This is a genomic window from Massilia agrisoli, from assembly GCF_020831365.1.
In the GTDB taxonomy this organism is placed as follows: Bacteria; Pseudomonadota; Gammaproteobacteria; order Burkholderiales; family Burkholderiaceae_D; genus Telluria_A; species Telluria_A agrisoli.
Genome location: NZ_JAJHPV010000021.1, coordinates 98,628 through 119,323 on the forward strand (window position 1 = coordinate 98,628; position 20,696 = coordinate 119,323).

General features: G+C 63.5%; 22 protein-coding genes. 19 read left to right on the plus strand and 3 right to left on the minus strand.

What is annotated here, in order from left to right:
- Positions 1–142: 142 nt before the first annotated feature.
- The 4 genes from LMJ30_RS19265 (at position 143) to LMJ30_RS19280 (ending at position 4,211) form a co-directional block, all read left to right on the plus strand.
- Positions 143–856, plus strand: a complete 714-nt coding sequence (locus tag LMJ30_RS19265) for an HAD family hydrolase (RefSeq protein WP_371873068.1) — start codon at positions 143–145, stop codon at positions 854–856.
- Between the two features lie 89 nt (positions 857–945).
- Complete coding sequence (gene hrcA, locus LMJ30_RS19270) at positions 946–1,959, plus strand: heat-inducible transcriptional repressor HrcA (protein WP_229434190.1); 1,014 nt, start codon at positions 946–948, stop codon at positions 1,957–1,959.
- Between the two features lie 94 nt (positions 1,960–2,053).
- Positions 2,054–2,758 (plus strand): RNA polymerase sigma factor, encoded by a 705-nt coding sequence (locus LMJ30_RS19275; protein ID WP_229434191.1) that lies wholly within the window; start codon positions 2,054–2,056, stop codon positions 2,756–2,758.
- A gap of 208 nt (positions 2,759–2,966) precedes the next feature.
- Positions 2,967–4,211, plus strand: coding sequence for a c-type cytochrome (locus LMJ30_RS19280; protein WP_229434192.1), 1,245 nt, complete (start codon positions 2,967–2,969; stop codon positions 4,209–4,211).
- A 30-nt stretch (positions 4,212–4,241) separates the two neighbouring features.
- Here LMJ30_RS19280 and fur read toward each other — a convergent pair whose 3' ends face one another.
- Positions 4,242–4,670, minus strand: coding sequence for a ferric iron uptake transcriptional regulator (gene fur / locus LMJ30_RS19285; RefSeq protein WP_229434193.1), 429 nt, complete (start codon positions 4,668–4,670; stop codon positions 4,242–4,244).
- An 89-nt stretch (positions 4,671–4,759) separates the two neighbouring features.
- Here fur and LMJ30_RS19290 point away from each other — a divergent pair, with 89 nt between their 5' ends.
- The 5 genes from LMJ30_RS19290 to LMJ30_RS19310 are packed head-to-tail and all read left to right on the plus strand — an operon-like array spanning position 4,760 to position 7,602.
- Positions 4,760–5,350 (plus strand): outer membrane protein assembly factor BamE, encoded by a 591-nt coding sequence (locus LMJ30_RS19290; protein WP_229434194.1) that lies wholly within the window; start codon positions 4,760–4,762, stop codon positions 5,348–5,350.
- Positions 5,351–5,359: 9 nt separating this feature from the next.
- Positions 5,360–6,169, plus strand: coding sequence for a 4-hydroxy-tetrahydrodipicolinate reductase (dapB, locus tag LMJ30_RS19295; protein WP_229434195.1), 810 nt, complete (start codon positions 5,360–5,362; stop codon positions 6,167–6,169).
- A 9-nt stretch (positions 6,170–6,178) separates the two neighbouring features.
- Positions 6,179–6,844, plus strand: a complete 666-nt coding sequence (locus tag LMJ30_RS19300) for a MotA/TolQ/ExbB proton channel family protein (RefSeq protein ID WP_229434197.1) — start codon at positions 6,179–6,181, stop codon at positions 6,842–6,844.
- Positions 6,845–6,850: 6 nt separating this feature from the next.
- Positions 6,851–7,276 (plus strand): ExbD/TolR family protein, encoded by a 426-nt coding sequence (locus LMJ30_RS19305; protein ID WP_229434199.1) that lies wholly within the window; start codon positions 6,851–6,853, stop codon positions 7,274–7,276.
- Entirely contained in the window at positions 7,276–7,602 is a 327-nt protein-coding gene (locus LMJ30_RS19310) for a barstar family protein (RefSeq protein ID WP_229434200.1), read from the plus strand. The genes LMJ30_RS19305 and LMJ30_RS19310 overlap by 1 nt, the downstream gene beginning before the upstream one ends.
- Before the next feature lie 183 nt (positions 7,603–7,785).
- On the opposite strand, the gene LMJ30_RS19315 is transcribed toward LMJ30_RS19310, so the two are convergent.
- Positions 7,786–8,151 carry a VOC family protein gene (locus tag LMJ30_RS19315; RefSeq protein ID WP_229434202.1) on the minus strand — a complete coding sequence of 122 codons (366 nt, stop codon included), beginning with the start codon at positions 8,149–8,151 and terminating at the stop codon, positions 7,786–7,788.
- A 42-nt stretch (positions 8,152–8,193) separates the two neighbouring features.
- Positions 8,194–8,592: a gp58-like family protein gene (locus LMJ30_RS19320; protein WP_229434204.1), complete on the minus strand. Its 399-nt coding sequence runs from the start codon at positions 8,590–8,592 to the stop codon at positions 8,194–8,196.
- A gap of 128 nt (positions 8,593–8,720) precedes the next feature.
- Between LMJ30_RS19320 and leuS the strand changes: the two genes are divergently transcribed.
- From leuS to LMJ30_RS19370, 10 genes are all read left to right on the plus strand, one after another.
- Positions 8,721–11,363 carry a leucine--tRNA ligase gene (gene leuS / locus LMJ30_RS19325; protein WP_229434206.1) on the plus strand — a complete coding sequence of 881 codons (2,643 nt, stop codon included), beginning with the start codon at positions 8,721–8,723 and terminating at the stop codon, positions 11,361–11,363.
- Between the two features lie 3 nt (positions 11,364–11,366).
- The gene (locus tag LMJ30_RS19330) at positions 11,367–11,867 is read left to right on the plus strand and encodes an LPS-assembly lipoprotein LptE (protein ID WP_229434207.1); all 501 of its coding nucleotides are present in this window, start codon (positions 11,367–11,369) and stop codon (positions 11,865–11,867) included.
- 9 nt (positions 11,868–11,876) lie between these two features.
- Positions 11,877–12,893, plus strand: a complete 1,017-nt coding sequence (gene holA, locus LMJ30_RS19335; RefSeq protein WP_229434209.1) for a DNA polymerase III subunit delta — start codon at positions 11,877–11,879, stop codon at positions 12,891–12,893.
- Between the two features lie 115 nt (positions 12,894–13,008).
- Entirely contained in the window at positions 13,009–14,274 is a 1,266-nt protein-coding gene (locus LMJ30_RS19340; protein ID WP_229434210.1) for a glutamate-5-semialdehyde dehydrogenase, read from the plus strand.
- 17 nt (positions 14,275–14,291) lie between these two features.
- Positions 14,292–14,702 (plus strand): CopD family protein, encoded by a 411-nt coding sequence (locus LMJ30_RS19345; protein ID WP_229434211.1) that lies wholly within the window; start codon positions 14,292–14,294, stop codon positions 14,700–14,702.
- Positions 14,703–14,715: 13 nt separating this feature from the next.
- The gene (locus LMJ30_RS19350; RefSeq protein WP_229434212.1) at positions 14,716–15,315 is read left to right on the plus strand and encodes a 2-hydroxychromene-2-carboxylate isomerase; all 600 of its coding nucleotides are present in this window, start codon (positions 14,716–14,718) and stop codon (positions 15,313–15,315) included.
- Positions 15,316–15,357: 42 nt separating this feature from the next.
- Positions 15,358–16,560: a THUMP domain-containing class I SAM-dependent RNA methyltransferase gene (locus LMJ30_RS19355; protein WP_371873051.1), complete on the plus strand. Its 1,203-nt coding sequence runs from the start codon at positions 15,358–15,360 to the stop codon at positions 16,558–16,560.
- Position 16,561: 1 nt separating this feature from the next.
- Complete coding sequence (locus tag LMJ30_RS19360; RefSeq protein ID WP_229434213.1) at positions 16,562–17,830, plus strand: multidrug effflux MFS transporter; 1,269 nt, start codon at positions 16,562–16,564, stop codon at positions 17,828–17,830.
- A gap of 90 nt (positions 17,831–17,920) precedes the next feature.
- Positions 17,921–18,322 carry a CCDC90 family protein gene (locus tag LMJ30_RS19365; protein WP_229434214.1) on the plus strand — a complete coding sequence of 134 codons (402 nt, stop codon included), beginning with the start codon at positions 17,921–17,923 and terminating at the stop codon, positions 18,320–18,322.
- Positions 18,323–18,605: 283 nt separating this feature from the next.
- Complete coding sequence (locus LMJ30_RS19370) at positions 18,606–20,696, plus strand: HDOD domain-containing protein (RefSeq protein ID WP_229434507.1); 2,091 nt, start codon at positions 18,606–18,608, stop codon at positions 20,694–20,696.

Here is a 20,696-nt window from a genome sequence, read left to right on the forward strand (position 1 = left end):
CAAGGGTAAAATTGTTTGCTCGTCATTTTAGTGCATTTGCCATCCGGCAGGCTTATTCGCCTTTGTATCTTGCTGTAACCAGCGGTCCGGGCCGCGGTTTGATTTTTGGGCGCGGCGTGGCTATGCTTGCTATATGAACCCGATGATCCGCCGCGCCTGGCCGAAGGCTATCCTGTTCGACCTCGACGATACCTTGTGGCCGATTACCCCCGTCATCCTGCAGGCCGAGCAAACCCTGCATGCCTGGCTGCAGGAGCACGCGCCGCGCGTCGCCGAGCGGTTTTCGATCGAGAACCTGCGCCAGGCCAGGCTGGCGCTGCTGGCAAAACAGCCTGAATTCAGCCTCGACCTGGGCGAGTTGCGCCGCGCCGGCCTCAAGTCGGCGTTCGAGGAAGCCGGTGAAGACCTCGACAAGGTGGAACTGGCGATGGTCAATTTTTTCGCCGCCCGCAACGCCGTGGTGCCCTTCGACGACGTGGTGCCAGGGCTGCTGCGCCTGAAATCCCGGGTGGCCATCGGGTCGATTTCCAACGGCAATGCCGACCTCGAGGCGATCGGGCTGTCGCACCACTTCAAGGTGTCGGTGGCGGCGCACCAGCTGGGCCACGCGAAACCGGACGCGGCGATCTTCCACGAGGCCTGCCGCCTGCTGGGCGTGGCGCCGACAGACGCGGTCTATGTCGGCGACGATGTGCTGCTCGACGTGCAGGGCGCCCAGAAGGCCGGGCTGCGCGCGGTGTGGCTGAACCGCAGCGGCAGCGCAGCCCACCTGGAGCACGATGTGGTGCCCGATGCGATCTGCTCCAGCTTCGACGAGCTGATCGACTGGCTCAGGCGCGAGCACGGCGACGTGTAGCAGGCGCGGCTGCTGATGCATTAGCGCACACTTGCGTTCGTCGAAAGTGCATAATAGGCGTGTCCACAGCCAGTACCCGCAGAACAATCATGCAACTCGATAACCGTGCCCAAACCCTGCTGAAAGCCCTGGTCGAGCGATACATCGCCGACGGCCAGCCGGTCGGCTCGCGCGCGCTGTCGAAAATCTCCGGCCTCGACCTGTCGCCCGCAACGATCCGCAACATCATGTCCGACCTGGAGGAAATGGGCTACGTTTCCAGCCCGCACACCTCGGCCGGCCGTATCCCGACGCCTCGCGGCTACCGCATTTTTGTCGACACGCTGCTGACCGTGCAGCATATCGATGAGCAATCGGTTGAATCGCGCATGCACTTCCCGGCCCAGCAGCCACAGAAGATCATCGCCAACGCGGCGCAGATGCTGTCGTCACTGTCGACCTTCGCCGGCGTGGTCATGAGCCCGCGGCGCGAATCGGTTTTCCAGCAAATCGAATTTTTGCGCCTGTCCGAAAAGCGCATCCTGCTCGTCATCGTCGACCCGCGCGGCGATGTCCAGAACCGCATGCTGCTGACCGACGTCGACTACTCGCCGTCGCAGCTGGTGCAGTCGGCTAACTACATCAACCAGAACTTCGCCGGCCTGTCGTTCGACCAGGTGCGTGCGCGCCTGACTGGCGAGCTGCAGCAGCTGCGCGACGACATGGGCCGCCTGATGCAGGCGGCCGTGGAGGCGGGCAGCGAGGCCATGGCCGAATCGGAAGACATGGTTATCTCCGGCGAGCGCAACCTGCTGGGCGTGTCCGACCTGTCCTCGAACATGAACTCGCTGCGCCAGATGTTCGACATGTTCGAGCAAAAGACCGGCCTGATGCAGCTGCTCGACGTGTCGAGCAAGGCTACCGGCGTGCAGATCTTCATCGGCGGCGAATCGAAGCTGGTGCCGATGGACGAGATGAGCGTGGTCACGGCGCCGTATGAAGTCAACGGCAAAATTGTCGGCACCCTCGGCGTGATCGGCCCGACCCGCATGGCCTACGAGCGCGTGATCCCGATTGTCGACATTACCGCCAAGCTGCTGTCGAACGCGCTGAGCCACCAGTAACAACGCTCTCCTGCTTATCTGGCGGCGCGCGGGAACGCCGCGGGCGCAGCCTTCATCTAATGGCTCATATCACCTCAAGCAGAGAGCCAGCCCCATGCCGACCATGACCCACAGCGCTGCGCCCGAGCCGGCAACCGATGCCGAGCTGGCGCGCAGCATCGCCGCAGGCGACCAGAAGGCCTTCGTGCTGCTGATGCGGCGCCATAACCAGCTGCTGTTCCGTACCGCCCGCAGCATCCTGCGCGACGACCGCGACGCCGAAGACGCGGTGCAGGACGCCTACCTGCAGGCCTACCGCTCGATCAGCCAGTTCCGCGGCGACGCCCGCCTGTCCACCTGGCTGACGCGCATCGTGGTCAACGCATCGATTGCCCGCGCGCGCAAGCGCAGCCGCGGCGCCGAGGTGATGCAGCTTTATCCGGGCGCGGACCATATTAGCAACGACGACAGCGAGACCGGCATGGAGGCAGAGGCGGGCAGCTCACCTGAAATGGGCGCGATGCGCGCGCAGGCGCGGCGCATCCTGGAACAATCGATCGACGCGCTCCCGGAAGCGTTCCGCATGGTTTTCGTGCTGCGCGCGGTCGAGGAAATGAGCAACGAAGAAGTCGCCCACTCGCTGGGCATCCCGGAAGCGACGGTGCGAACCCGTTTCTTCCGCGCCCGCTCCCAGCTGCGCACCGCGCTGCTGCAGGAGGTCGACCTGGCCTTCGAAAGCGTGTTCTCGTTCGACGGCGAGCGCTGCGACCGCATTGTCGCCGCCGTGATCGCGCGCATCGCGTCACCACCCGGCGCCTGACCCACTCCCGCCGCTAGCCATGCCAGCCGCGCGCGAGCGCCGCCGGTTGCAGTGCTTCGTCCCGACTTTTAAAAGGAAGCCCAGGTTTGTCGAGGACGGGTACGCGAGCCCGCGCTTGCCCTACAGTCGGACGCAAGAGTGCTTGAGTTCGCTATCGAAGCGGGAGGCTTCGAATCGATCCACATTTTCTTGAGACAAGGAGACAACCATGCTTATCAAAAACTTGTGCCTCACCGCCTTGGTGGCGGCCATGGCCGTCCTGTCGGCATGCGGCAGCGACGATCCCGCACCGCCGGAGCCGCTGGATCCGGAACTGGTCAAGCAGGGGAAGCAGGTGTTCCGCTTCGACACCTTCGGCGACGAGGCGCGCTGGACCGATAGCTTGCGCATGCACCAGGTGATCGAATCGGCGGTCGACCCTGTCACGGCGCTTTCGGTGGGACTGAAAGTGGACGCGGAGGCCTTGCCGCCGGCGGTGGTGCAGGGGATCAAGGACGGCAGCATCGACCTGAAAAGCCCGGCCACCACGGTAGCGCTGATCAAGCTCAACGCCGTGGTCGGCATCGCCGGCAAGGTCGAGACGATCCACGGCAAGGACAGGCTGGTGCGGGTCGGCGTCACCTGCGCCCTGTGCCACTCGACGGTGGACGACTCTTTTGCTCCTGGAATCGGCAAACGCCTGGACGGCTGGGCCAACCGCGACCTGAACCCGGGCGCGATCATTGCCCTGTCGCCCGCGCTGAGCGAGGCGCAGAAGGCCGTGTACAACTCCTGGGGCAAGGGCAAGTACGACCCGCGATTTAACCAGGACGGCAAGAATGGAGCGGTGGTGATCCCGCCCGCGTATGGATTGCGCGGCATCCACAGCGTCACCTTTACGGGTGACGGCAACGATGTGACGTACTGGAACCGCTACGTCGCAGTGACCCAGATGGGCGGGCTGGGATCGTTTTCCGACCCGCGCATCGGCGTCAACGTGACCAACGGCACGGTCGACCTGGTCAGCCCCAAGCTGCCCGCACTGCGTGCCTATCAGCTGTCGCTGGACGCGCCTGCCGCGCCGCCGGGCAGCTTCAATATCGGGGCGGCAGCGCGGGGCGGATTGTTGTTTGCCACCAAGGCGCAATGCATCAGCTGCCACAGCGGGCCGAAGTTCACCGACGCCAATTTCCGCCTGCACCCGGTCGCCGATACGGTGGGGGAGCCGGAAGCGCCGGGCGTGCCAAGCTATGCGTCGCGCACCGCCACCGGGCAACATTTCCCAAATCGGGGTCAGACCACAGGGTTTTACCGGACGTCGCCGTTGCGGGGCGTATGGCAGCACGCGCCGTATTTTCATAACGGCAGCGCTGCGAGCCTGGAAGACGTCGTGCAGACCTACAATGTGCGCAAATCGCTGGGATTGAGCGAAGCCGAAGTGAAGGACGTGGCTGAATACCTGAAGTCCCTCTAGGCCGGCAAGGGCTGCCGGCCTGTTGCCCGCTTAGCTGCGGTGCGGGCAGGCCGGCTTGATGCAGTTGCCGTAAATCGCCAGCGCATGCTCGGCGATCTTGAAGCCGCGCTCGGCGGCAACCTTGTTTTGGCGCGATTCGATTTCGTCGTCGAAAAATTCTTCCACCCGGCCGCAGTCGAGGCAGACCAGGTGGTCGTGGTGCGACCCTGCGTTCAGCTCGAAAATGGCCTTGCCGGTCTCAAAATGGTTGCGGTTGAGAAGGCCAGCCTGTTCGAACTGGGTCAGCACACGGTACACGGTGGCCAGTCCCACGTCCATATTCTCAGACAGCAGGATCTTGTAGACGTCTTCGGCCGTCAGGTGCCTGACCTCGCTGTTCTGAAAGATTTCGAGGATTTTCAGGCGCGGAAGGGTTGCTTTCAGGCCGCTTGCCTTCAGGTCGGTTGGATTGGAACTCATGTTTGTTACTCGCTAATTGGCTTAGTGCTTTATCATATAGCGTTTTATACGGGGGTGCCTAGCTTCCGTTTCACGTATCGAGGTCACTTATGCGCGTCAATAATGCTGTTTCGTACCGTTTTTACGTCCGCGCCCCGCTCGTGGCGGCCCTCGTGTGCGCCAGCCTGACCCTGTCCGGTTGCGCCGCCTGGCGCGACCTGACGGGCCCGGCCGCCCCGGTTGACGCGGCCAGGGCCAGCGGCGCCGACGGCGCGGCCGCGGCCAATGCCGGTGCGCAGACCACGCAGGCCAGCCGCCTGCAGAAATTCCTGTGGGTGTTCTCGCCTTACCGCCCGGACATCCAGCAAGGTAACTTCGTGTCGCAGGAAATGCTGGCCCAGCTGAAGGTCGGCCAGACCCGCGAGCAAGTCATCTTCATCCTTGGCACGCCGCTGCTGACCGACATCTTCCACCAGGACCGCTGGGACTACCCGTTCTACCTGGCGCGCGGCGATGGCGAGCTGACTTCCAGCCGCGTGACCGTCTACTTCAAGGACAACAAGGTCGAGAAGTTCGACGGCGGCAACCTGCCGACCGAGCGCGAATACATCGAGCGCATCGCCGGCAAGGCCAAGAAGAAGCCGGATGCGGAAGTACAGAAGAACGACGCCAACGTCGGCAAAATCCAGATGAACAAGTAAGCAGGCGCGATGAACGAGCTGAAGATTGCAGTAGCAGGCGCCAGCGGGCGCATGGGCCGGATGCTGGTGGAGGCGATTGCCGCCGCCCCGGATACGGTACTGGCCGGCGCGCTGGACGTGGCGGGTTCGCCATCGGTCGGCACGGATGCGGGCGCGTTCTCGGGACAGCTGGCCGGGGTGGCGATCCAGTCCGAGTTGTCCAAAGGGCTGGCCGATGCGCACTACCTGATCGACTTCACGCGGCCTGAAGGCACGCTCAAGCACCTCGAATACTGCGCCGCCAACGGCATCAAGGTGGTGATCGGGACCACCGGTTTCGACGACGCGGGCAAGGCGGCGATCCGCGCCGCGGCCGAAAAGACCGCCATCGTGTTCGCGCCGAACATGAGCGTGGGCGTGAACGTCACGCTCAAGCTGCTGGAGATGGCGGCCAAGAGCCTGTCCGAAGGCTACGACATCGAGATCGTCGAAGCGCACCACCGCCACAAGGTGGACGCGCCGTCCGGCACCGCGCTGAAGATGGGCGAAGTGATCGCCGACGCGCTGGGCCGCGACCTGAAGGAATGCGCCGTCTACGGCCGCGAAGGCGTAACCGGCGAGCGCGACCCGTCGACCATTGGCTTTGCCACCATCCGCGGCGGCGACATCGTCGGCGACCATACCGTGCTGTTTGCGGGCATCGGCGAGCGCATCGAGATCAGCCACAAGTCGAGCAGCCGCGTCACCTACGCCCACGGCGCACTGCGCGCCGCGCGCTTCCTCGCCGACAAAGCCACCGGACTGTATGACATGCAGGACGTGCTGGCGCTGCCGCGTTAATCGGGCGAGATGACGCCGCCTGTCGATAACCCGTTCAGCCTTGCCCGCTACTGGGAGCAGGGTGACGCCATTGGCCACGGCGTGGCCTACCTGCTGCTGGCGATGTCGCTGGTCAGCTGGTTCTGCATCCTGGCCAAGGCCTACAGCACCTGGCGGGTGCGCAAGGCAGCCGGCGCGGTCGACGCATTCTGGTCCGCGCCGACGCTCGACGACGGCATCACCCTGCTGACGCTGGCCGACCGCGAAGGCGTGTACTCGCCGCTGCCGGTGCACGGCCGCGCGCACGCAAGTGCCGGCAGCACGCTGGCCGGAGAGATGAGCCGCGACGAGCAGGTCATCCGCATCCTGCGCCAGCAGATCACCCGCGCCACCCACCGCGTCGAAGGCGGCCTGACCCTGCTGGCATCGATCGGCGCCACCGCGCCTTTCGTCGGCCTGCTCGGCACCGTATGGGGCATCTACCACGCGCTGGCCAACGTCTCGGCCAGCGGAACCGTGCAGATCGATAAAGTGGCCGGGCCGGTAGGCGAAGCCTTGATCATGACCGGCTTCGGGCTGGTGGTGGCGATTCCCGCGGTCCTTGCCTACAACGCTTTCAACCGCTTCAACCGCATGACCCTGGCGGAGCTTGACGGCTTCGCGCACGATTTGCAGTCCTACTTCACCGGCAGGTAGGCCAGCATGGCATTCGGCTCCTTCAATCCGCAGCGGCAGCCATCGATGATGAGCGACATTAACGTCACGCCGATGGTGGACGTGATGCTGGTGCTGTTGATCATATTTATCATCACTGCGCCGATGCTCACGCACTCGGTCAAGCTCGACCTGCCACAGGCGCAGGCCCAAGCCAGCGCGCAGCAGGCCGACACCGTCAGCATCGCGATCGACGGCGAAGGCGCGGTATACTGGAATGAGGAAGCGGTAGGCGAGGACGCGCTGGCCGTGCTGATGTCCGAGGCCGCGCTGCTCGATCCGCAGCCCGAACTGCAGCTACGCGCAGACAAGAACACCCGATACGAAGTGGTCGCCCAGGTGATGGCGGCCGCGCAGTCGAAGGGGCTGACGAAGCTTGGTTTCGTCACCGATCCCGTCAAGGAGAAAAAATAATGGCCAGCGTTGAACTGAACGGTGCGGTAATCGATAGCGAACAAGCCTTCCACGCCGAGTGCCGCCGCGCGTTCGGCTTTCCGGAGTCGTACAGCGACACGATGGATGCCTGGGTGGATTGCCTGAGCTATTTGCGCGATGAAGACGGCATGACCAGGTTCAAGCTGGGCGCAAACGAGAAGCTGGAGATCGTCGTGAAGGATGCGGCCACGATGCGCGAGAAGGCGCCGGAGCTGCTGGAGGAGGTCGCGTTCTGCGTCGGCGGCATCAACGAACGCTACGAGGATTACGGCGAGAAGCCGGCGCTGGCGCTGGTGCTGCGCTAACCGCACCCCGGTATTTCGCGTAGGGCGGATAAGCGCAAGGCGCGCATCCGCCGATTTTGCTTATCCGCCATATCGTCGTCGTTCCCGCGCAAGCGGGAACCCAAGCGTCAACGATCGAGCCGCCCAGTATGGATTCCCGCTTGCGCGGGAACGACATGCAGCACAACGGATGCGAGCGAACCCTTACCGCACCGCCTTCAAGTCAAAATGCGGGTTATAAATCAGCCCCAGCAAATTACCGAACGGATCTTGCAGCTCGGCCACCTTGATCGAATCGCCGACATCCTGGATATCCGCGTGCACCTTGGCCCCCAGGCCGACGATGCGTGCGACTTCGGCCTCGATATCATCGACTCCCCAGTACGCGGTGCAGCCCTGCGTTCCCGGCTCGCCGTCGGGCACCAGTCCCAGTTCAAACCCGCCGATCTCGAAGCCGACGTAGAAGGGCTGGTCGAAATAAGGCGCCTTTCCAAAAACTTCGGCAAACCATGCTTTCGCCTTAGCCAGATCAGCTACAGGATATTTGGTGGTACGCATTCCGTGGATCATGCTCGTCTCCTGGTCAGAAAACGCAATGGTAATCCCGGATTGTCAGACACTCAACATTTTTACAAGTATCGCAGTGTTCAGGGCAATGACTACGCCGAACAACCAGCGCATGTACTTGAGCTCCGTACGGATTCCCTCAATTTTAGCTTCGAGTTCAACACGTAACGTCTCAATTTTCCCGCTCAGTTCGGCGCGGACCAGTTCGATCTTGATGCTTAACTCGTCCCGCATGCGCATTGTTTGATTCGTTAATCGTTCTTCGATCTGCCTGAGTTCGAGGCGCAAGCCGTCCTCAGCTGCAGATAATTGCCGCGCCCATACAACTTGTCCAAGTGCCTCATGCAGCACCTGCGCGTGAACAGCGGCCTGATCTCCAGGAACGCCCGCGCGTTCCAGCCGTTGTGCGTACTCCAGCGAGTCAAATTGGCTTGTCATAATCATTAGACAAGGCCCATTCTTTATAGTTCAGCCCACCAGTTCGCTGCACCGCCGCAAGGAATGCTGAACCAGTATAATGTCCTGTTCATATCCACCACTTTTAGCCGGGCCACGCTAGGCCGCACACCATCATGCAAGATAAATATAGTCCAGCCGACGTCGAACAAGCCGCCCAATCCCACTGGAAGGCGATCGACGCCTACAAGGCGGTTGAAAACGACCCGCGTTTCCCAAAGGGTAAGTACTACGCTTGCTCGATGCTGCCTTACCCGTCCGGTAAGCTGCACATGGGCCACGTGCGCAACTATACGATCAATGACGTGATGTACCGCTACCTGCGGATGAACGGCTACAACGTGCTGATGCCGATGGGCTGGGACGCGTTCGGCATGCCGGCCGAGAATGCGGCAATGGCCAACAACGTGCCGCCGGCGCAGTGGACCTACGCGAACATCGCCCACATGAAGGACCAGATGTCCTCGATGGGCCTGGCGATCGACTGGTCGCGCGAAATGACAGCCTGCAAACCCGAATACTACAAGTGGAACCAGTGGATGTTCCTGAAGATGCTCGAAAAGGGCATCATCTACCAGAAGACCGGCACCGTGAACTGGGATCCGGTCGACCAGACCGTGCTGGCCAACGAGCAGGTCGTCGACGGGCGCGGCTGGCGCTCGGGCGCGTTGATCGAGAAGCGCGAAATCCCGATGTACTACGTGCGCATCACCGACTACGCGGATGAACTGCTCGATTACGTCGACAACAAGCTGCCAGGCTGGCCTGAGCGCGTGCGCGTGATGCAGGCGAACTGGATCGGCAAGTCGACCGGCGTGCGCTTCGCGTTCCCGCACCAGATCAAGGGCGACGACGGCGCCCTGATCAACGACGGCAAGCTGTATGTGTTCACCACCCGCGCCGACACCATCATGGGTGTGACCTTCTGCGCAGTCGCGCCGGAACACGCGCTGGCGCAGCAAGCCGCGAAGAACAACCCGGAGCTGGCTGCCTTCATCGCCGAGTGCAAACTGGGTTCCGTGATCGAAGCCGACATGGCGACGATGGAAAAGAAGGGCATGCCGACCGGCCTGTACGTCACCCACCCGGTCAGCGGCGAGCAGGTCGAAGTCTGGGTCGGCAACTACGTCCTGATCACCTACGGCGACGGCGCCGTGATGGGCGTGCCGGCGCACGACGAGCGCGATTTCGCGTTCGCCCAAAAATACAGCCTCCCGATCAAGCAGGTGGTCGCCAGCGAAGGCAAGGAATATTCGCTCGACGCATGGCAGGAATGGTACGGCGACAAGGAACACGGCAAGCTGATCAACTCGGGCAAGTACGATGGCCTGGACTACATCGCCGCCGTCAACGCCGTGGCCGGCGACCTCGCCGCGCAAAACCTGGGCGAGAAGAAGACCACCTTCCGCCTGCGCGACTGGGGCATCTCGCGCCAGCGCTACTGGGGCACCCCGATCCCGATGATCCACTGCGCCGAGTGCGGCGTGGTGCCGGTCCCGGAAAAAGACCTGCCTGTCGTGCTGCCGGAAGACTGCGTCCCGGACGGCACCGGCAACCCGCTGAACAAGCACGAAGCCTTCCTCAAGTGCGACTGCCCAAAGTGCGGCAAGCCTGCGCGCCGCGAGACCGACACGATGGATACCTTCGTCGATTCGTCGTGGTACTACATGCGCTATACCTCGCCGGGCTCGAACGACGCCATGGTCGATGCGCGCAACGACTACTGGATGCCGATGGACCAGTACATCGGCGGCATCGAGCACGCGGTCATGCACCTGCTGTACGCGCGCTTCTGGACCAAGGTGATGCGCGACTTCGGCCTGGTCAAGTTCGACGAGCCGTTCGTCAACCTGCTCACCCAGGGCATGGTGCTCAACGAAACCTACTACCGTGAAGACGCGGCGGGCAAGAAGACCTGGTACAACCCGGCCGACATCGACCTGACGCTGGATGACAAGGGCCGCCCGCAAGGCGCCAAGCTGAAGGCCGACGGCGGCGAAGTGCAGATCGGCGGCACCGAGAAGATGTCGAAGTCGAAGAACAACGGCATCGACCCGGCAGCGCAGATCGAGCAGTACGGCGCCGACACGGCCCGCCTGTTCACGATGTTCGCGTCGCCGCCGGAACAGACCCTGGAATGGTCGGACAGCGGCGTTGAAGGCGCCAGCCGCTTCCTGCGCCGCGTGTGGGCGTTTGCGTATGCGCAGTCGGGCCGCGTGGCCAACGGCATCGCGAACCCTTCGATCGAAGGCGCCGCCGAAGCGCACAAGACACTGCGCCGCGAACTGCACAAGATTTTGCAGCAGGCAGACTATGACCTGAAGCGCATCCAGTACAACACGGTCGTTTCGGCCTGCATGAAGATGCTTAACACGCTGGAGTCGAGCAAGCTGGAAGACGGCGCTGCCACCGACGCAGTGATCGCCGAAGGCCTGTCGATCTTCCTGCGCGTACTGAACCCGGTGGCGCCGCACATCACCCACGCGCTGTGGCAGGAACTCGGTTTCGCCAAGGTCCACGGCGACATCCTCGACGTGCAGTGGCCGCAGGTCGACCCCGCGGCGCTGGAGCAGGCTGAGATCGAGATGATGATCCAGGTGAACGGCAAGCTGCGTGGTTCGGTCAAGGTACCGAAGGACGCCGACAAGGCCGCCATCGAAGCGCTGGCGCTGGCCTCCGAAACCGCGCAGAAGTTCGTCGAGACGCCGCCGAAGAAGGTGATCGTCGTTCCGGGCAAGTTGATCAGCATTGTGGTGTAAGCGATGAAAGTCCTTCGCCGCGCCATCGCGCTGACCGTCCTCGCTGCGTCGCTGAGCGCCTGCGGCTTCCACCTGCGCGGGTCGGACGGCCGCTTCAACATGCCGTTCCAGAGCATCTACCTGGCGTTCCCGGAGACCTCGCCGCTTGGCACTGAGCTCAAGCGCAACCTGCGCGGCGGCGACACCGAAGTGGTAGCCGATCCGGCGCTGGCGCAAGCCCGCCTCGACGTCATGTCCGAATCGCGCGGCAAAGCGATCCTGTCGCTGAACAGCCAGGGCCGCGTGCGCGAATACCTGCTGACGTACACGCTGGTATTCCGCGTGCGCGACAAGGCTGGCGCCGAGCTGCTTGGCCCGACGGAGATCAACCTGAAGCGTTCGATCACCTTCAACGAAACCGAAGTGCTGGCGAAGGAATCGGAAGAAGCGCTGCTGTACCGCGACATGCAGACCGACCTGGTGCAGCAGATCCTGCGCCGCCTGGCCGCAATCAAGCCGGTGTGAGGGCAGGCGATGCAACTGCGGTTTGACGCGCTCGAAGGACACCTGGCCAAGTCGCTCGCGCCGCTGTATGTGATCAGCAGCGACGAGCACCTGCTGGCGATGGAAGCGGCCGACAAGATCCGCAAGGCCGCGCGCGCCAATGGTTATTCTGAGCGCGACGTGCTGACGGTGGAGCGCACCTTCAAGTGGGGCGAGCTGCTGGCGGCGAACAACGCCATGTCGCTGTTCGGCGACAAGAAGCTGGTCGAACTGCGCATCCCCACCGGCAAGCCGGGCAAGGATGGCGGCGCCGCGCTGCAAAGCTACGCCAAGGACCTCAACCCCGACAACCTGACCCTGATCACCTTGCCCAAGCTGGACTGGCAGACGGCCAAGGCGGCGTGGGTGGCGAGCTTGCAGCAGGCTGCGGTGTACATCGAGATTCCGACCATCGAACGCGCGCAGCTGCCGGGATGGATCGGCACCCGCCTTGCGGCGCAGGGACAAAGCGCGGACCGCCAGGGGCTGGACTTCATCGCCGACCGGGTCGAAGGCAACCTGCTGGCGGCGCACCAGGAGATCCAGAAACTGGGGCTGCTGCATGAACCGGGCAAGCTGACGTTCGAGCAGATCCACGACGCGGTGCTGAACGTGGCGCGCTACGACGTGTTCAAGCTCAGTGAGGCGATGCTGTCGGGCGATGCCGCGCGGCTGGTGCGCATGCTGGAAGGCTTGAAAGGCGAGGGCGAGGCGCTGCCGCTGGTTTTATGGGCGGTCGCCGAGGAAATCCGCACGCTGTTAAAATTGAAGTCCGGGATGGCGCAGGGAAGGCCGCTCGGCGTGCTGCTCAAGGAATACCGTATCTGGGGTCCGCGCGAGCGCATGATGGAACCGGCGCTGCGGCGCATCAGCCTCCCGACACTGGAAGCGGCGATGCGCGAAGCCGCGCAGGTCGACAAGATGGTCAAGGGCCTGCGCGCCAAGGCGTTCGCGGGCGACGCGTGGGATGCGATGCTGCAGCTGGCTCTGAAGGTGGCCAGGGGCTGATCGAAAACGGCGGATGCGCACGTTGTGCTTATCCGCCCTACGAAACCCCGCGACCGTAGGGCGGATAAGTGCGCAGCACGCCTCCGCCGAACAGCTGCATAAAGAATCGCACACTATGAACATCACCGACTACATGCAACAAACCGGCCGCCTGGCCCGCGCTGCATCGCGCGCGATGGCGAAAGCCGACACGGCCACCCGCAACCGCGCGCTGCTGCTGATCGCCGACGCCATCGTGCGCGATGCCGCCCTGCTGCGCGCCGCCAATCAGCTCGACCTCGACGCCGCAAAGGCCGCCGGCCTCGACCCGGCCATGATCGACCGCCTGACCCTGTCCGACGCCGCAATCACCACCATGGTCGAAGGCTTGCGCCAGATCGTCTCGCTGCCCGACCCGGTCGGTGAAATCTCGAACATGAAAGTCCGTCCGAGCGGCATCCAGGTCGGCCAGATGCGCGTGCCGCTGGGCGTCATCGGCATCATCTACGAAGCGCGGCCGAACGTGACGGTCGACGCGGCGGGCCTGTGCATCAAGAGCGGCAACGCCACCATCCTGCGCGGCGGGTCGGAGGCAATCAACTGCAACCGCGCGCTGGCGAAAATCGTTGCCGAGGGCCTGGCCGGCGCCGGTCTGCCCGCACACGGCGTGCAGATCGTCGACACCACTGACCGCGCCGCCGTCGGCGCCATGATCACCATGCCCGAATACGTCGACGTCATCGTGCCGCGCGGCGGCAAGGGCCTGATCGCGCGCCTGATGGCCGAAGCGACAGTCCCGATGATCAAGCACCTCGACGGGATCTGCCACGTGTACATCGACGCCAGGGCCGACCTCGCCAAGGCGGTGCCGGTGGCCTTCAACGCCAAGTGCCACCGCTACGGCACCTGCAACACCATGGAAACGCTGCTGGTCGAGCGCAGCATCGCGCCAGCCGTGCTGCCCAGGCTCGCAGAACTGTACGCGACCAAACAGGTGGAGCTGCGCGCCGATCCGGAAGCGTTCGCGCTGCTGGCCGGCTACCCGCACCTGGTCGAAGCCGTCGAGGAAGACTGGAAAACAGAATACCTGGCGCCGATCCTCGCGGTCAAAGTCGTCGGCGGCATCGACGAGGCGATGGACCACATCGCCGCCTATTCGTCCAAGCATACCGAGTCGATCATCACCGAGGACTACAGCGCCGCCATGCGCTTCCTGCGCGAGGTGGACTCCGCATCGGTGATGGTCAATGCGTCGACCCGCTTCGCCGACGGCTTCGAATATGGCCTCGGCGCCGAAATCGGCATCTCGAACGACAAGCTGCATGCGCGCGGCCCGGTCGGACTGGAAGGACTGACTTCCCTCAAATACGTCGTGTTCGGACACGGCGAAGTACGTAACTAACCAAAGACTGGACCCTTATGCTCTGGATTAAAGCACTGCACATCGTTTTCGTGACCTCCTGGTTTGCCGGCCTGTTCTACCTGCCGCGCATCTTCGTGAACCTGGCGCAGGAGTCCGAAACGGTGGCGCACGCGCGCCTGTTGCTGATGGCGCGCAAGCTGTACCGGTTCACGTCGATCCTGATGGTTCCCGCTGTGGTGTTCGGCGTCTGGCTCTGGCTCGGCTACGGCTTCAAGGGCGGCTGGCTGCACGCGAAGCTGGCGCTGGTCGTACTGACCATCGGCTACCATCACGCATGCGGTTCCCTGCTGAAGAAGTTCGAGAACGCCGCCAATAAGCGCAGCCACACCTGGTACCGCTGGTTTAACGAAGTGCCGGTCGTGCTGCTGCTGGCGATCGTCATCCTGGTGGTGGTCAAGCCTTTCTGATCGAGGTGATGGCATGAGCAAAACTGTCGAGTATTTCCTGTCGCCGCAGTCACCGTGGTGCTACCTGGGCCACCAGCGCCTGGTGGACATCGCGCGCGAGACCGGCGCGCAGGTCGAGCTCAAACCTTTTGACCTTGGCAAAGTATTCAGCGTGTCGGGAGGACTGCCGCTGGCCAAGCGCGCCCCGCAGCGCCAGGCCTACCGCCTGGTCGAGCTGGAGCGCTGGGCGAAATTCCTCGGCTTGCCGATGAACGTACAGCCGCAGTTCTTTCCGGTGTCGCCGGATGCGGCGTCGACCCTGATCATCGCGGCGCGCACCAGCCTTGGCGCCGACGCGGCGCTCGAGCTGTCGGGCGCGATCATGCGCGCGCTGTGGGCCGAGGAAAAGAACATCGCCGACGAGGACACGCTGGCGCAGGTCGCCAACCTGTGCGGCTTCGATGGGCGCATGCTGCTCAAGTCCGCGCAGACGCCGGGCGTGCAGGAACAATATGACCGCAATACCGAAGAAGCCATCGCGGCAAACGTCTTCGGCGTGCCCTGGTACGTCGTCGATGGCGAGGGCTTCTGGGGGCAGGACCGGCTTGACTTCGTCAGGCGCGCGCTGGAATAGACAGCGCAAGACTTCATTTTTACAACGGATAAAGGGTACACCATGGCTTCATATTTTTGCCCATGCCCGCGCGGCATGGAAGCGGCGCTGGCCGAGGAACTGGGCGAGATCGCCCAGCAAAGCACCACCATGAAGGTGCACAACCAGGTGCCGGGCGGGGTTCACTGCTCGGGCGACCTGACTGACTCCTACCGCATCAACCTGCACTCGCGCATCGCGTCGCGCGTGCTGATGCGCATGGGCCATTCGAGCTACTCGAACGAAAACGACATCTACGACCTCGTGCTGGCGCAACCGTGGGAAGACTGGTTCGATGTCGACCACACGATCCGCGTCGACGTCACCGCGGTCAAGTCGCCGCTGCGCAGCCTTGAATTCACCACGCTGAAGATCAAGGACGCCGTGTGCGACCGCTTCCGCGACCAGTTCAACAAGCGCCCGTCGGTCAACACCCGCGAGCCGGACATGCGCATCGTCGGCTTCCTCGACCAGCGCAATTTCACCATCTACCTCGACACCTCGGGCGAAGCGCTGTTCAAGCGCGGCTGGCGCGAAGAGACAGGCGACGCGCCGCTGCGCGAGAACCTGGCCGCCGGCATGCTGCGCGTGTCGGGCTGGAAGCCGGGCACGGTGCTGTTCGACCCGATGTGCGGTTCGGGCACCATCCTGATCGAAGCGGCCCAGCAGGTGCAGGGCATTCCATCGGGCGCGCGCCGCAAGTTCGCGTTCGAGAAGTTCCACACTTTCGATCCGGCGCCATGGCTGGCGATGAAGCACGCGATCAAGCCAAACCCGCTGCCTGAGTCGCCGACCATCTTCGGCTCCGACATCTCGGGTGACATGGTGGCGATGACGCGCCATAACCTGAAGATGGCCGGCATCATGTTCGACGTGCCGCTCAAGCAGATCGAGGCGCAGGAAGTCAAACCGCCAACCGAGCAGCCGGGCATCCTGCTGACCAACCCGCCGTACGGCGAGCGTATCGGCGTGCGCGGCGACAGCACCATCCCGGCCGACGAAATGGCCGTTGGCTTCTACTCGGCGCTGGGCACCACGCTCAAGCAGCGCTTCGCCGGCTGGACGGTGTTCCTGTTCACCGCCGACCTGTCGCTGCCAAAGCTGCTGCGCCTGAGAGAAGCGCGCAAGACGCCGTTCTTCAATGGTGCGCTTGAGTGCCGCCTGTTCCGGTTTGACATGGTCGCGGGTTACAACCGCCGCGAAGAAGCCAAGCCGAAACAGGACTGAGATGTTCCCGACGCCGCCGCCCAACGTCCCGCCAGATCCGGTAACCCCGGTACCGCTGCCGCCCGCGCACAAGATCGCGATGCTGGGCGCGACGGGCCTGGCGACCTTGCTGGCGGCCCTGTCGATGCTCGGGCCGTTTTCCATCGATGCCTACCTGCCCGCCTTCCCGAACATTCAGGCGGCCCTCAGCGCGACCCAGATCGAGGTGCAGCAGACGCTGACGGCCTACATGCTGGCGTTCGCGGTCATGGTGCTGTGGCATGGCGCGCTGGCCGATGCTTTCGGCCGCCGCAATGTCATCCTCGTGTCGCTGGTGGTGTTCGCCATCGGTACGCTCGGCTGCGCGTCCGCCCATTCGGTGCACTACCTGTGGGTGTTCCGCATCATGCAGGGGGTGTCTGCGGGGGCCGGGGTGGTGGTTGGGCGGGCGATCATCCGCGACCTGTATTCCGATGCGCCGGCCGCGCGGCTGCTGTCGCTGGTGACGATGATCTTCTCGATCGCGCCCGCGATCGCCCCCGTGCTGGGCGGCTGGATCGTCAAGTACTTCGACTGGCGCACGATCTTCCTGGCCCTGCTTGGGTACACCATCGTGCTGTGCTTTTTCTGCTACAAGCGCCTGCCCGAGACGCTGCCGAAGGAAAAGCGCCAGCCTTTCAATCCCGGCTACGTCGCGCAGAACTACTGGGCCATTTTCAGCTCGCCCCTGTTCCACATGAAGGCAGGCGTCGTCGCCGCCAACTTCGCCGGCATGTTCCTGTATATCGCAGCCGCCCCGGTGATGCTGCCGCAGCACCTGCACCTGGGCCCCGACCAGTTTGCGTGGCTGTTCATCCCGACCGTCAGCGGCTTGTTCCTGGGTTCGCTCGCAGCGAACCGCATGGCCGGCAAATCGACTTTCGGGCGCCAGGTCGCGCTGGGCTTTTGCTTCATGCTGTCGGCGGCCGGCGCCAACGTGCTGTACCACTTGTTCATGCCGCCTGCGGTGCCGTGGTCGGTGGCGCCGATGTTCTTCTACACCTTCGGCAGCTCGCTGATGGCGCCCGCCGTCACGCTGCTGGCGCTGGACATGTTCCCGCATATCCGCGGCACCGTCGCCTCGTGCCAGTCGTTCGCGGTGACCCTGCTTGGGGCGCTGGTGGCCGGCGTGATCGCGCCATTCCTCTCGCATTCGGTGCTGTGGATCGCCAGCGGTCAGCTGGCGTTTGCCCTGTTTTCGCTGGCTCTTTGGGCGGCGTCAAGGCGCTACCGCCGCCGCCGGCCGGCCTAGGGATTTCGGTCGCGAGCTGGAACCACGAGCCCGCCGAACCAGTCTAATTTGTATGCCTGCGACTCCTGCAGGACATTTCGGACGGAGCTCATGATGAACAACGGCGTCCCACTGGATGTGCTCAAAATCGTCGAGCGCCTTGAAGGCGGCGGCGTTCCGCATGAGCAGGCCAGGGTGCAGGCCACGGTACTGGCCGAAGTCATCGGCGACGAACGCAGGCGGATGGATGCCCGCTATCTCCCCCGTGGAGAACTGGCCCATGAGCTCTGGCCAATCAAATCGAGCATTGAGAAGTTGGATGCAAAAGTCGATCGCCTTGCCGCTGAAAGCCAGGCGCGCGACGACCGCCTCGAAGGGAAGCTCGACCGGGTTGAGCTGAAGATTGAGAAAAATGCCGCCGAAGTCAAGATCGACATCCTCCGCTGGGCCGTCTCACTGTGGTTTTTGCAGACCGGATTGCTCGCCGCGCTACTATTTAAGCTTGCTGCATAAACCCTTCATTGTCCGCTGCCTGTTACCGTGGCAAACTAGCGACTTATTTCCGAAAGTAATGTTCTTACAGTCAACTTTAGTGTATATATGCTAATATAAGTTTTTAGAAGCACCGAACAGTGGCCCAGCGAAAACGCCACGTTCATTAAAACTACAAAAAACGTCGTGGCCGCTTCGCCGTTAGCGCCACCCGAATCCATCGACAATTGGCGGCTGTTCCTGAATCATGCATCAATCAGACCATGACATTCGCAATCGCTTGCTGATTGCACGTCTGCCGGCCATGCCGCAGATACTGATCAAGTTGATAGAGCACCTGCAGGCCGACGATCTGGGCATGCCGGAGCTCGCCGCATTGATTTCGAAGGACGCGGGCATGACGACCAAGATCCTGGCCGTCTCCAACAGCTCCGCGTACCACCGCAACAGCCGCAGCGTGGGACTTGAGCAGTCGCTCGTCACCCTCGGCACCGACATGATCAAGACGCTGGTCATCAGCGAATCGGTCTTCCAGACCTTTAATAATTTCCCCCATTCCGGCAGCACTGACCTGCGCGCCTTCTGGAAAAGCTCGCTGACCGCGGCCGTTATCGCGCGCGAGCTGGCCAAGAAGATGGAGTATGCGCAGCTTGAGGAAGCCTACCTGGCCGGCCTGCTGCATAACGTCGGCCGCCTTGCGCTGCTGGCGACGGCGCCCAAGGAATACGCATTCAACTTCAGCGCGCGCGACGATGAAGACCTGTGCGCCGTCGAACAGCGCACGCTGCAGATCACGCACTCCGAGGCGGGCGCCTGGCTGGTCGAACGCTGGCACCTCGATTCCTTCCTGGCCGACTCGGTGCTGTACCACCACGAGCCAAGCAGCCGCTTGGCGCAAGCCCACCCCCTGATCCGCATCGTGCGCGTTGCCCACCTGTTGTCGACGCGCGACGTCGACCAGGAAGAAGTCCGCGACGCGCTTGGCCTGTGCAGCCTTGACGAGGACGACGTGGGCCGCCTGCTGGCGCTGGCCGCGCGCCAGGTCGACAAATCGGCCGCGCACCTTGGCATCGACCTGGCTGGCGCCGACGACATCCCACAGCCGCCCGCGTACGCGCCGCCGGTGATGCAAGACCCGGTGCAGCAGCGCCTGTCCGAAGAAGTACGCAACCTGGTGCTGGTGTCGGAAGTAGGGCAGACCTTCGCGCGCCAGCAGGGCGAGAACGGCCTGCTTGAATCGATGACGCGCTCGGCGCGCATCCTGTTCGACTTCGATAACACCGTCATCCTGCTTGAAAACCCAACCGGCCATGCGCTGGTCGGCATGCCGACCGGCGAGCAGCAGCGCATCGCCGAGTTCTCGATTCCGCTTGAAAAAGGCAATGCAGTGGCCGATGCGGCCATCGAACGCCGGCTGGCATTCCTGAGCCGCGAGCAGCCAGCGCTGGGCCTGGCCGAAGAACAGCTGTTCCGCATGCTCGGTACCGACAGCCTGGTGTGCGTACCGCTGGTCTCCGGCGCGCGCTGCCTCGGCGTCATGATCGGCGGCCTCGCATCGTGGCAGGTGCCGTCGTGCCAGAAGCGCGAACGCTTCATGCAGTCGTTCGGCACGCAGGCCGCCAGTGCGCTGGAAACCGCGCTGGCCGAGCGCGGCTACGCCCGCCGCCAGATCGCCCACGTCGCTGAAGAATACCGCGAGGCCTCGCGCCGCGTGGTGCACGAAGTGAACAACCCGCTGTCGATCATCAAAAACTACCTGTCCGTCCTCGACGACAAGCTGGCCAAGCGCGAACCGGTGGTCGGCGAAATGTCAATCCTGAACGAAGAAATCGACCGCGTCGGCCAGCTGATCAACGGCCTGGCCGACCTGAAGCCGACACCGGTCAACCGCGCAACCGATGCGTCGAAGGTCGTCGACGATGTGCTGCGCCTGTTCCGCGCCACCGACTTCATACCGTCCGGCGTACAGATTGCCGTCAATATGCACGGCGCCTCGTCAGAGATCGAAGGCGACGCCGACATCCTCAAGCAGATCCTGGTGAACCTGGTGAAAAACGCCGTCGAAGCGCTTGGCGGCAGCGGGCGTATTGACATCTCAAACCGCGGCCACGTCAACCGCGAACGAAAGCTGTACCTCGAGCTGGTTGTCAGCGATACTGGCCCCGGCATGTCGCCGGAGGTGCTGGCGAACCTGTTCTCGCCGGTGCGAAGCACCAAGGAAGGCCCGCACCACGGCCTTGGACTGTCGATCGTCCACGGGCTGGTCAAACAGCTGGGCGGATTGATCAGCTGCCGCAGTGGCAGCGGCGGTACAACATTTGAAATCCTGCTGCCTGCGCGCAGCAGTGCAAATATGATCGCCAGCGCGCCAGCGCAGGCGGTGGACTCAGTTTAA